The 11,436-nt window shown below is 47.8% G+C and carries 10 protein-coding genes; 3 read left to right on the forward strand and 7 right to left on the reverse strand.

Annotation, left to right across the window (positions count from 1 at the left end; translation table 11 throughout):
- Positions 1-173: 173 nt before the first annotated feature.
- The 4 genes from ACXLDX_RS02800 to ACXLDX_RS02815 form a co-directional block, all read right to left on the reverse strand.
- The gene (locus ACXLDX_RS02800) at positions 174-1,079 is read right to left on the reverse strand and encodes a 1,4-dihydroxy-2-naphthoate polyprenyltransferase (RefSeq protein WP_457575673.1); all 906 of its coding nucleotides are present in this window, start codon (positions 1,077-1,079) and stop codon (positions 174-176) included.
- A gap of 26 nt (positions 1,080-1,105) precedes the next feature.
- Positions 1,106-1,861, reverse strand: a complete 756-nt coding sequence (locus ACXLDX_RS02805) for an ABC transporter permease (RefSeq protein WP_457575674.1) — start codon at positions 1,859-1,861, stop codon at positions 1,106-1,108.
- A complete protein-coding gene (locus tag ACXLDX_RS02810) occupies positions 1,858-2,670 on the reverse strand; it encodes an ABC transporter ATP-binding protein (RefSeq protein WP_457575675.1) in 813 nt (270 codons plus the stop codon). The genes ACXLDX_RS02805 and ACXLDX_RS02810 overlap by 4 nt, the downstream gene beginning before the upstream one ends.
- A 177-nt stretch (positions 2,671-2,847) precedes the next feature.
- On the reverse strand, positions 2,848-3,798 hold the full coding sequence (locus tag ACXLDX_RS02815; protein WP_457575676.1) for an ABC transporter substrate-binding protein: 951 nt from the start codon (positions 3,796-3,798) through the stop codon (positions 2,848-2,850).
- Positions 3,799-4,133: 335 nt separating this feature from the next.
- Here ACXLDX_RS02815 and ACXLDX_RS02820 point away from each other — a divergent pair, with 335 nt between their 5' ends.
- Complete coding sequence (locus ACXLDX_RS02820) at positions 4,134-5,792, forward strand: hydantoinase/oxoprolinase N-terminal domain-containing protein (protein ID WP_457575677.1); 1,659 nt, start codon at positions 4,134-4,136, stop codon at positions 5,790-5,792.
- On the opposite strand, the gene proC is transcribed toward ACXLDX_RS02820, so the two are convergent.
- Both proC and ACXLDX_RS02830 read right to left on the reverse strand, forming a co-directional pair.
- On the reverse strand, positions 5,767-6,612 hold the full coding sequence (gene proC / locus ACXLDX_RS02825; RefSeq protein ID WP_457575678.1) for a pyrroline-5-carboxylate reductase: 846 nt from the start codon (positions 6,610-6,612) through the stop codon (positions 5,767-5,769). The two genes, ACXLDX_RS02820 and proC, sit on opposite strands and share 26 nt — an antisense overlap.
- Positions 6,613-6,660: 48 nt before the next feature.
- Entirely contained in the window at positions 6,661-7,809 is a 1,149-nt protein-coding gene (locus tag ACXLDX_RS02830; protein WP_457575679.1) for a glycosyltransferase family 10 domain-containing protein, read from the reverse strand.
- Between the two features lie 511 nt (positions 7,810-8,320).
- Here ACXLDX_RS02830 and ACXLDX_RS02835 point away from each other — a divergent pair.
- Complete coding sequence (locus ACXLDX_RS02835) at positions 8,321-10,096, forward strand: SLC13 family permease (protein ID WP_457575680.1); 1,776 nt, start codon at positions 8,321-8,323, stop codon at positions 10,094-10,096.
- Between the two features lie 25 nt (positions 10,097-10,121).
- Here the strand turns inward: ACXLDX_RS02835 and ACXLDX_RS02840 are convergent, their stop codons facing one another.
- Positions 10,122-10,766 (reverse strand): DUF2959 domain-containing protein, encoded by a 645-nt coding sequence (locus ACXLDX_RS02840; RefSeq protein ID WP_457575682.1) that lies wholly within the window; start codon positions 10,764-10,766, stop codon positions 10,122-10,124.
- A gap of 170 nt (positions 10,767-10,936) precedes the next feature.
- Between ACXLDX_RS02840 and ybaK the strand changes: the two genes are divergently transcribed.
- A complete protein-coding gene (gene ybaK, locus ACXLDX_RS02845; RefSeq protein ID WP_457575681.1) occupies positions 10,937-11,404 on the forward strand; it encodes a Cys-tRNA(Pro) deacylase in 468 nt (155 codons plus the stop codon).
- Positions 11,405-11,436 lie beyond the last annotated feature (32 nt).

Consider the following 11,436-nt stretch of genomic DNA (forward strand, 5'->3'; position numbering starts at 1 on the left):
GATCTGGACTGACACTTTTTCATTTGAATTCCTTATCAATTGAGATTTCCAGTGATTTTTGACCGTAGGCTAGCCTGATAAAACAGGCCCAATCCACAATTTGGCTGAGTTTCATGGGTAATCAAGATTTATAATGACACAAAGTTGAGAAAAATCCATTCCCGGCTCCCCCCTTACAAATGAGACCACACTATCCCCACTGCAAAAAGCAGACTGAACACCAGGGAAAGCTTGGCTGTTTTCGCCAGGGTATCATTCAACTCTCTGCCCTGCTTTTCCCGGACCTCACGAATAAGCTTCCATCCGTGGGGCATGGTCAGCCACGGGAGGAAAATCATGGCAGAAACCGCGCTACTGCCTGAAACCATCAAAATGGAAACACAATAGCTCAATCCCACCAGAAAAGTATAGAAAATAATAGTGTTCCGCTTACCAAGAATCACTGCCAGAGTGTTTTTCCCGGCCTTCCTGTCACTTTCCCGATCCCGAAGATTGTTGACAACCATTATTGCACTTATCAAAAGACCAGGAGGAATGGCCGCGGAAAAAACAAACGGAGTCAACTGACCGGTCTGGATAAAATAAGTGCCACAGACGGCCACAAGACCAAAAAAAATAAAGACAAAAAACTCCCCCAGACCATGACTGGCAAGGGGATAAGGACCACCACTGTAGGCCAGAGCCGCAAGAATTGAGGCGACACCGATAAATAAAACGGCAACTCCTCCCCTGCTCACCAGATAAGAAAAAAGAAAAGCCGCCAGCAGCAGGGACCAGATAATGGCCAGCCTGACAGATTCCGGCGGGATCAGACCACTCTGGGTAACCCGTACAGGTCCCAGGCGATCCTCTGAATCTATTTTGTTTTTTGCATCAAAATAATCATTTGCAAAATTTACGGCAACCTGGAGCGTCACGGCACAGGCCAGACAGACCATTGCCGTGAACAGGATAAATTCCCCATCACGATAAGCCACGGCAGAACCCACGGCAACCGGAGCCAGAGCCGCCGGCAGGGTTTTTGGCCTGGCTGCCTGGATCCACAGGAACAGTTTTGACCGCACTTGCCTCTCATTCATTTTCAAAATCCATATTTCAAAACAGATCAATCAACAAACATATGTCTGCTCACTTTCAGTTCTATGGAATAAATCCCGAAATAAAGTAGAACCCCAAGCACTCCCATCCCCATAATTCCTGTATACATCTCCGGATAAAGAAGAACCTGATAGGTTTCTATAACGATATAATAACCAAGGCCGTAACTGGTAAGTGACTGTTCCGCAATAAAAAGTACCGCGACAGCCGTACCCACCGAAACCCTTAACGCCGTAAGTACCGCGGGGACAGAAGCAGGAAGATAAACATACTTGAATAAAGCACGCCTCCCTGCACCAAGGGATTTTACAGAAATAATCAATTCCTTTTTCAATCCGGCCGCTTCATCACGGACCACCACCAGAATCTGGAAAAAAATTATTATGGCAATGAGCGATATCTTCGAGAGATCGGTGATTCCCATCAGGACATAGATCACCGGCAGGAAAATAATCTTGGGAATGGGATAGATGAGTGCGATAAGAGGTCCCACAACCCGGTCAATTTTTGGCATCTGTCCCAGAGCAAGACCGATTGGCGCCGCCAGCAGGGTGGCAATCAGAATAGCCGCCAGAACCCTGGCGGCCGATGCCAGAAAATGCAGTCCCAGATCACCGGTGATGATATTCCTGAAAAAAAGAGGAACAACTTCCACCGGAGAAGGAAGAATGGGACGGTTAACAATCAGGGAAAAAATCTGCCACAGGCCGAAAAACATGACTAGTCCGGCAAAACTGCTGGCAAGTGTTGCCTTTCTTTTCATCGCGTACCACTCATATCGTTGAAAATACCCTGTTTATTTGAAACAAGAATATCCTTCAGTTCCTCACAGCGCTGGATAAAATCGGGATTGTTTCTGCTGTCCAGCATTCCCGAAAGATGATTTTCAACAATAACCGGTTCCCTGTTACAGCGGTTACCGAGAACCAGGATCTTTTCCCCGAGAACAACGGCTTCCTCAATATCATGAGTCACCGTCAACGAGGTTAATCCAGACTCCCGATGAAAACCGTTCATCACCCACTGGAGTTCTTCACGTATGGGGGCATCCAGAGCGGAAAAAGGTTCATCCATCAAAAGCAGGTCGGGCTGAAGAACCAGGGTTCGGGCAATAGCCGCCCGCTGTCTCTGTCCCCTGGAGAGCTGGGAGGGAAACATCAATTTCAGATGATCAATACCCAGCCAGCTCAGCCAGTGCTCAACCCGTTCCCGCTCTTCCCTTTCATCCAGCCGAAGATCAGAGGGACTGTGTTTCCCGTCAGGTCCGTAAAACTTTCTTATCTCAAGACCAAGTCTGCAGTTTTTTTCCACAGTGGCCCAGGGAAGAAGACCATGGTCCTGAAGCACCAGACCAGTTGACGGACGGGGACGTTCTATCGATTTACCATCGATTAAAATCTTTCCGGCTGTTGGATGATTCAACCCTGCAATAAGAAAAAGCAGGGTTGTCTTGCCGCAACCGGACGGACCGATAATTGTCCAGGATTCCCCCCGTTTCACATGGAATGAAAAACCGGAGAACAGAGATGTCCCATCTCCATATTGAAAACCGAGCTCACTGATTCTGATCATTTGAATCCAGGGGTTATTCAATTACTCACAGGGATAACAACTCTTTGATTTTATTGTCTCTGAAGAGTAATTGTTCACAGATGCACATATTTTCGCAGGATTTTCTGTTCGCTTTTACCTACCTCAGCGGACAAAAGAGACCGTGAAAAGCCGGGGTGCCTCGGAGCAATTACAGAATTATTCTGCCAGAAAATCGAGTGTAACGGAATCCTCATACTTCAATGCTCCCTTCAACAGTTTTTTCTCCACCATCCAGTTCATAACATCTTTCCACTGCCCTGGTGTGGGAAGAGCTTTCACTGGAAATGGGGGGATTGCAAAACTCTTCTGCACATTTTTTGGCACTCTTATTTTTTTTAACATCAGCTCCCGGTATTTTTCCGGGTCCGCATTCAGTTTTGCAACTGCCCTGTCCCAGGCGATCATAAATTTCTTCACAGTTTCTTTTTTTTCTTCAAGGCTGGCAGTTGAAAAACTGATGACGCTACAGCTGACGTCTCCAAGACTTGTATCGTTAACTATCTCAACAGCTCCAGCGGCTAGAGCACTGGTTCCCAGGGGATCGGGCAGGGTGGCCGCCTTTATTTGACCGGAAAGAAGAAGCTGCAACCGCTCGGGCAGTACCGGTACCGATTTATAGACTCTTTTTTCCTTTCCGACGCCTCCTGCAGCTAGAAGCCGGTCACTGATATATTCAATTACCGTATTTTTTGAAATACCGATAGGGACATCCGCCAGATCGGCAACGCCTGAAATCCCACTTCCCGGCGCTACAAGAATCCGGAAAAGAGGGGCATCGCCCAGGGGAGACCTGGCTATTCCAACAATCCTGACCTGATTTTTCTCCCTGTTGAACATGGCCGCACCGGAAATCTCATTGATCATGCCATCAATTCTTCCGGCCTGCATCAACTGGTCCCGCTCAAGAGCGCTCCCCACGGCAAGGGTTTCCACTACAATACCCAGGTCTTTGAAATAATGATTTTCCTCAGCAACAAAGACGGGTAAAACATCAGGAATCGGCAGCAATGCCAAACGCAGATGTTTCCCTCCACCACTGCCCTGCGCGGATACGGTTAACACCAGAAAGACCAGGAAGCCAATTGGAAATAAATAAAGTTTTTTCATTACAAGCCATCCAGTAAAATTTAGATTTTCCAATCCCGCAGTCCAAAGAATTTTCATCTTCTGAAGTGCAGAATTCAAGGTTTATGTTTTTTTGCAGCTACTCACGGGGTCAATAACTGATAGCATATATCCATGCACTTTTACAGCCCATTCAGGAAACCTGCCACTTTGACATGGTATTTCCCGTGAGCATACTGTATAAAATTTATGCCAAATATTTTTATTTTATTATAACATATTGAAAGTTCATCAGAAATCTTTTCTATTCTACTTAAAAGTTAACTCTGCCGTAACCTGACAGGAAAAAGGCGTCCCCGGAAGATTGAAATCAATTTATGAAAACCTATATAATCGGTATAGATACAGGCGGAACATATACAGATGGTGTTCTCATTGAAACTGATACCGGAACCATTGTCACTTCTGCCAAAAAACCAACAACCCGTTTTCAGTTGTCCATTGGTGTCAGCGAAGTTTTGAAAACACTCATGAAACAATCCGCTCTCAAACCGGAGCAGGTATCACAGATAGCCATCTCCACCACGCTCGCCACAAACAGCGTTGTTGAAAAGCGGGGAGCCAGAGTTGCCGTTTTTGTTATCGGCTATGTAAAGCATTTCAGACTTCCGGTCAAAGCTGTACTCTTTGTTAAAGGTGGACACAATCTTCTGGGTGAGGAGGAAGAATCCCTTGATATCGACTATCTCGCCGACCTTATCCATGGTCTGAAAAACGAGGTGGACAGTTACGCTGTCTGCTCAGCCATGGCCATTAAAAACCCGACCCATGAACTTGTAGCACAGAAAGCTATTACCATGATCGATCCCAAACCCGTCTTCTGCTCCCACCGGGTCAGTAACATGGCCGGGATGGAGGAACGTGCAGCCACTGCCGCTCTGCACGCAAAACTGATGCCGGTAATGTCGGAATTCATAAACGGGGTCTCAAATGCACTTAATGAACACAAACTTACCTGCCCAATTATGACAGTCGGCGGCAACACAGCCCTGCTTCCCGCTGAAAAAGCAGTTCTGGAAGCAGGCCTCACGGTGGCGAGCGGTCCGGCCTGCAGTGCGGTTTTCGGTGCGGCAGCCACTGATCATAAAAATTGCCTGGTCGTCGATATCGGGGGCACCACCACCGACATCACCATGATAAAAAACGGCTCCCCTTCGCTGTTAAAAGATGGCTGCCGCATTGGATCATGGAAGACCCATGTTGAGGCAATCAACATGCATTCCGGTGGTATTGGAGGTGACAGCTTTGTCCGGGTTGATGAAAATGGTGATATCACTATCGGCCCGGTTCGAGTAACACCACTGGCCATGAAAACAGACGGGCCGCCGGTTGAAACCTGGCTTAAGGCCGGAGATTCCTGTCGACTCATTGTTCGAAGACCCGGGTTCACAAACAGGGAGCTGAAACAACTCATGGGAACAGATGACTGGACTACGCCTGCCATCATCAGAAAAAAAACCGGAACAGGCAGTATAACCCTGGAGAAAACCATCGACAGACTCCAGGGACAACAGCTGCTGCAGGAATACGGGTTCACCCCGACGGATGCCCTGCACGTTTTGGATATTATTCATATCGGCAACAAAGAAATCGCAACCCGTAGTGCAGACCTTCTCGGAAAAACCCTGGGATTGAACGGAAGAGAGTTTGCGAAAAAAATCCTGGAAATCACCAGGGATAAAATCGAGACACTGATCATCGACTCCGTTATCCACTCCATTCAGGGTAAATCATTGACCGGTTTTCTCAATAAAACCAGGAAACACCCCGTTCTCAGTGTGAATTTTTCCCTGAACATTCCCCTGGTGGGCATCGGCGGCTCAGCGCGTTATTTCCTCCCTGAAATTGCTGAAAAACTGCAGACCACTGTCACTTTTCCCCAACACGGGGAAGTCGGCAACGCAATCGGGGCAGCACTTCAGGTACAAAAATCAAAGACAAGTCCCACCATCACTGCCCGTTCAGAAAATTCCTGACCATCTGCTCACCGAGTTCCCTTGACCTGTTTGTGGCTGCTTCCACTGCATCAATTATGGTCGTCCGCAATCCCCCCTGTTCAAGGGTGTGAATACCGGCAATGGACGTTCCGCCCGGCGAGGTAACCCTGTCTTTCAGTTGTCCGGGATGTTCATTTGATTCCAGCATAAGCTTGGCGGATCCCATCACAGTCTGGGCGGAGAGAAGCAGAGAGTCACGCCTGGAGAGTCCCATTTTTACTCCGGCATCGGCCATGGCATCAATAATAAGAAAAACATAGGCCGGGCCACTGCCTGAAAGACCGGTAAAAGCATCCATCAGAATATTTTCCTGGATGAAGACACTGACCCCAACGGAGTCAAAAATAGCCTTGGCAATATCGATATCACCATCCAGCACAAACTCCCCTGCAGCAATAGCAGTGGCACTTTCCTTGACAAAAGCACAGATGTTGGGCATGACCCTGATCAATCGCAATTCTTTTCCCAGTCCCGATGCAATGGCTGCCAGGGGAACACCTGCCGCTATGGAAATAACCAGCTTTGATTTGTCGAGGACATCGGCCGTTTCCTTTAGAACTGATGCCAGAATCTGTGGTTTTGTCGCGTAGATAATAACCTCGGACTGTTTTACAACCTCTACGTTGCTGGTGGTTGTGGCAATATTATATTTTTCCCTCATCTCCACCAGGGGCTCTTCACGAATATCGGAGCAGATGATATTTCCGGGAACCGTTGCACCTGACAGCACAAGACCACTGATAAGTGCTTCTCCCATATTGCCGCTGCCGATAAATCCGATTTTTTTCTCTTTCAGCATGAATTGAATTTCTCCTTTTTTGCACTCTGGATCCATCACGAATCCAGATTACAGATTTCTGACCTTGTTCCGGGATTTGAAGGTTACCCGGTGATACAGCTTTGTCATCGCCTTCTGGGAAAGACTGCGGAATCCGGCAACCGGATTTTTTATCCGCATGGTTGAGCGATTGCGGATTACCCTGCCGTGGGTTTCTGCTTTCGTCTCCCCGTTTTTTTCAGCAATCTGCCGATCCAGAATGGCGAACAGATTTTCCTCTTCCAGCACTCTTCGACGGGCTTCAACTATATAGGGCAGCCTGTCTTCGTATTCGTTATTGTTAATGTGACTGCTGATAATCTCCCTTGAACGCCGGTAATCATTAATATCAATCGGGATGAAACTCTCCTTCGGAAAATAGTCCGCCGCATTCGGTGCCCCGTGATAAAACGGCAGGGTGTAACCGAGAAAGGCATCCGGGAGTTTTTCCGTCAGGTGATGATCGTAGACATGATTCTCCACAGCAATATGATATTTATAGGGATCGAGAGCCTCCGCTTTATCATCCATGGGATTGACACCATGTCCGAAGATATCCAGTTCAGGCAGATCATCCTTGAGTCGCCAGGTAAAATCAACCCGGGTGGAATGAAGAGTAATATTTCCTTTCCGCTGGGAACAGACTGTTGAAATTGTCTTTGTTTTGTCCGGCGGTTCCATGGCTGCAATCTGGTCGTAGGTAATAAATTCTCCTCCACCAAAGGGGAGGCCGTAATGCCATACCAGTCCTGGATGGTGATAAATACAGTTAGGATGCTTCATTGCCCAGGGTTCCTGAAAGGTTAGAATATACCCGAACTGACGAAGGTAGTCTGAACCAAAAACAGTAATCGTGGACGGCTCGCCGGTTATCAGCATCGTCTTTTCCCTGGGACAGGCCAGCTTCTCTTCCGTCAGGAACCCGTCCTCGGGTAAATCATGGTATACAACCAGCCAGTCATACTCACGGAAATCAACATCAAAAACAAAACGGCAGTTTTTCCATCGTGGAACCCCTCCGGGAAACTGTCGGAGAAACCCCTCCGGGGAACCTCCCCGTTTCAGTCCCCTGTGCATGAACTTTACTGTAATACCCCCCTCTTCTCCCGTTACAGGAACAGTAAACACGCTCTCTTTTTCGCCGGGGGAACCTGAAAATGAAAAAAATTTTTTCGACACCTTATTTTGCTCCACTTCAATCCATTACAAACGAGTCATTTGGCCCTGTCACGCCGCTTTATCCTAGTTCACCCCACCCTCTCCAGCAATACTTTTTTTGAGTAACTGCCCACGGGGATCTCGGATTTTTCGCAGGCTCTTTTTCACTTTAGCCCTGCCTATACGGGCAAAAAAGACCGTGAAAAGCTGGCGTGCCTGTGAGCAATTACCGTGAAAAAGGAGGGGCGTTGTATAAGTGATTACTTTTTGTTTGTCGGAGAAATACCGCAATACCTGAAAACAGCAAGGAAAAACTGGACATTCCATACAGGACCACTACAATTATAAAAAGATTCATATCCGACCCCATGACCGTCTGGATATCAATCAACAAAACCCACAATCAAGTCTGTCAGAATAATCACTCTCCCTTTACGGGGAATCCGCTCACGGAATACAGGGTTACGGAAAGATACTCTGAAAGTTAAACGGTCAGGACCACAGCAGACCGTTTACCTGAAGGCATATAACCATGGATATCTGGCTTCTCTCAACAATACTGCTCCTGACTCTTTATCTCCTTATCACGGAAATAATTTCCGTGGATCTCACGGCCATCGGCATAATGGTGGTTCTGGTAGTCAGTAAAATACTGACACCCCAGGAGGCTGTGGCGGGTTTTGCGAATCCCGCAGTCATCACCGTCGGTGCAATGTTTGTTGTCTCAAAAGGGATGATCCGCACCGGGGGTGTCGAATTTCTTGGCAGAAAAATCATCCACTTTTCCCGGGGAAACCCGAAACTTGCCCTCCTGATCATCCTGCTTTCCGTGGCCCTTGCCTCCGGATTCATCAACAACACGCCGGTGGTTATCCTTTTTATCCCGGTCATCATGACCATGTGTTGTGAATTCGGCCTCAGCCCTTCCAAATACCTGATTCCGGTTTCCTATGCCTCCATCCTGGCCGGTACCTGCACACTTATAGGGACCTCAACCAATATCATTATCAGCGACCTCAGTGTCAGTTACGGTTATAACGGTCTGTCGATGTTCGAACTCGGCCTGATAGGTGTACCAATTGCCATATTCGGCATTGCCTTCATTTTCTTTATGGCCCCGAGGGTCCTGCCGGCCCTTGCCAACCCCATATGCAGATTGCAGGACAGTGACCACCGCCAGTACCTGGCGGAACTGCGAATTCCACCAACCAGCCCCCTCGTGGGAAAATTCCCGGCCAATATATTCAAAAAACAGTATCCGGACCTGCAGGTTGTCGAACTTATCAGTAAATCCAGAATTTATCATCCGGGCCGGGACATGATGACAATCAATGGTGGAGATATCCTGCTGGTGAAGGGATCATTGAATGATCTTGTAGAGATCCTCCACCGGGAAAATGTCGAACTGCCCTCTTCTGAAAACGGACTGGTCCTCGGAGCACAGAAAGATGCTCCCATCGTTGTTGAACTGATTGTCTCACCTCATTCATCCGTCAGGGGGCAGCGGCTGGAACGGACTGACCTCGCCCGGGATCCGGATATCAATATCATTGCTGTAAAACGCAGTAATCTCCATATTTCCGAAAGACAGATCCATGACGTCAGGCTGCAGACAGGAGATATTCTTCTCGTCTGGTGCCAGGACAGCAAACTCGCGTCTCTCCGGTCCGGAACTGATTTCATTGTGATTGAAGATGTCTACGAGGAAATAATCCACAAACGAAAAGCATGGTGGTCCATCATCAATTTTTTCTGCATGGTGGCCACAGCCACCCTGGGTATTGCAGATATCATGACCTGCTCCCTGACAGCAGCCTTTCTCATGATTGTCACCGGCTGCCTGCAGATGCGGGACGGCTACCGGGCATTGCAGGGAGATGTGCTCATCCTTATAGCCGGCACAATCGCCCTGGGTACCGCCATGCAGAAAACCGGGGCCAGCCAGCTTTACGCCGAGTCTTTCCTGGCCCTTTTTTCCGGTTTTTCTCCCACAGTCATCCTGGGGGCCGTCATCCTGCTGACCAGCATCAGCACCCAGCTCCTGAGTAACAACGCCACTGCAGTGTTGCTGCTGCCCATTGCCCTCTCAACGGCTGCGGGAATCGGAGTGGACCCCAAACCATTCATCGTCGGTATCTGTTTTGGAGCCAGTGCCTGTTTCGCCACCCCCATGGGATATCAGACCAACCTTATGGTTTACGGACCAGGCGGATACCGGTTCATGGACTACCTGAAGCTGGGCATCCCGCTGAATGTGTTTGTTGTTACCGCCTCAACACTGCTTATCCCCTTTGTCTGGCCGTTTTAATCTTTGCCCGTAATATTGCCGCACCCTATTTTATTTCAGCAATAAACTTATTTGAAGATTCTATGGCATGATTCATCTTGCTTATGAGATTTTCAATCTCACCCTTGAGATTGGCAAACTCACCGTGGAGTGAACCTATAGCCTGGGCGTTAAGATTGTGCTTCAGAAAAAGCACATTATCGCGGAAAATTGCAAGCACCGGCTCCATACTGGCTTCCGCCCTGCGCATACTTCTCAGCATTTCCCTGTATCTTTTGCGTGTCTTCGTCAACTGTTCTTTACTTGATCGCCGAAGTTCCCTGCTCTTATAAAGAGCCAGTTCATCCTCCCATTCATCAAAAAGTGCATCGGCCACATCTTCAATTTTCTCAATCCTGGAAGTAACTTTGTCAGCAATTTTTTCACTGGCCTCATATTCACGGTTAAGACTGTCGTATGCCTTTTTCAGATCAGTTTCCTTCAGCCTGACCACGGAATCAAACTGGTCCAGGGCCGACTTGAACTGTTCCTGAGCCGCAGCCTGAGTATCTCTTGCGGCTTCCACCCGGTCAACCATAATATCACGCTTATGGATACCAACTTTCTCCATGGCAGCATAATATGGTTTTGAACAACCACCAAGAAGGAGCATAAAAAGTAATGACAGCATTACGGTTTCAGATTTTTTCATTTTACAGTAATTTGTATTCATATTTTCCCCTGCAGTTTTAATAAAAAGAATTATAATTTCTTCAGAAGATACCATACTCTTATTGTTTTTTTTACGCAAAACCACTTCTTTATAAACCGGCATGACGGAGCGGGCGACTCGGCCGTGTAAAATGTTAGAATAAAAGAACTATGACTCCGGCAATCAACCAGGTAAAGAAAGGAAAAATCAACTTCAAAATTCATAAATACACCCACTCCCCGGTCACCCGCTCTTTCGGGGAAGAAGCCGCAGAAAAACTGGGCGTCTCTCCACACCAGGTTTTTAAAACACTGGTTGTCTGCCTTGACAAAAACCAGCTTGGAGTAGCTGTCCTGCCGGTTTCCTCCCGGTTAAGCTTAAAAAAAACAGCCAAAGCGGCAAAACGCAAAAAATGCACCATGGCAGACAAACTCCTGGTGGAAAAAACAACAGGATATGTGGTGGGTGGTATCAGTCCTCTGGGCCTGAAAAAGAAACTGCCTGCATTTATTGACATTACAGCGCGAGAATTCGATACAATTTATGTCAGTGCGGGTCGTAGGGGGCTTGAAATTGAACTGGCTCCCGGTGATCTGGCGCTTCTGACCGAAGCAGACTTCGCCCTCCTCCGTGAATAGCCTGGATTCTGTAAACCACCAGACTTACCCTT

This window comes from Desulfomarina sp., assembly GCF_054039375.1.